This is a genomic window from Aminobacter sp. P4_D5, assembly GCF_056401815.1.
On record NZ_JBFUIP010001428.1, the window covers coordinates 1 to 514 of the forward strand.

Below are 514 nucleotides of genomic sequence, written 5' to 3' on the forward strand. Positions count from 1 at the left end.
GAGCTGGATCGCGGTCTCGAGGAATCCTCGCAGATGCTGGACGAGGAGGCGCGGCAGACGCGGCTCATCGAGCTGGAGAGGATGGCGCTCGACGACGTGGCGCTCATCCCGTTGCACATCCAGACCAACATCTGGGCCGCCCGACGCGGCTTCGTGGTGACGCCGCGCGCGGACGAGCTGACCCGCGCGCAGGACGTGCGCCCGGTTTCTGCCGCCCCTGGGGCGGCCCGCTGAGATGACCGTCTACCTCCTGCGGCGGCTGCTCCAGGCGCTGCTGGTGATGCTCGCCATGAGCGTCATCGTCTTCGTCGGCGTCTACGCCATCGGCGACCCCGTCGAGATCCTGATCTCGCCCGACGCCGACCAGATGGAGCGCGAGCGCGCCATCAAGGCGCTTGGCCTCGATCTGCCGCTCTGGCAGCAATACCTGACCTTCCTGTTCCGGGCGGTGCAGGGCGATCTCGGCCGCAGCTTCGTATTCAACGAGCCGGCCTTGCAGCTCATCCTCCAGAAG

The 514-nt window shown here is 67.9% G+C and carries 2 pseudogenes; both read left to right on the plus strand.

What is annotated here, in order from left to right:
* Positions 1–234, plus strand: a pseudogene (locus tag AC1DWF_RS38790) (hypothetical protein); the annotation flags it as partial.
* Between the two features lies 1 nt (position 235).
* Positions 236–514, plus strand: a pseudogene (locus AC1DWF_RS38795) (ABC transporter permease); the annotation flags it as partial.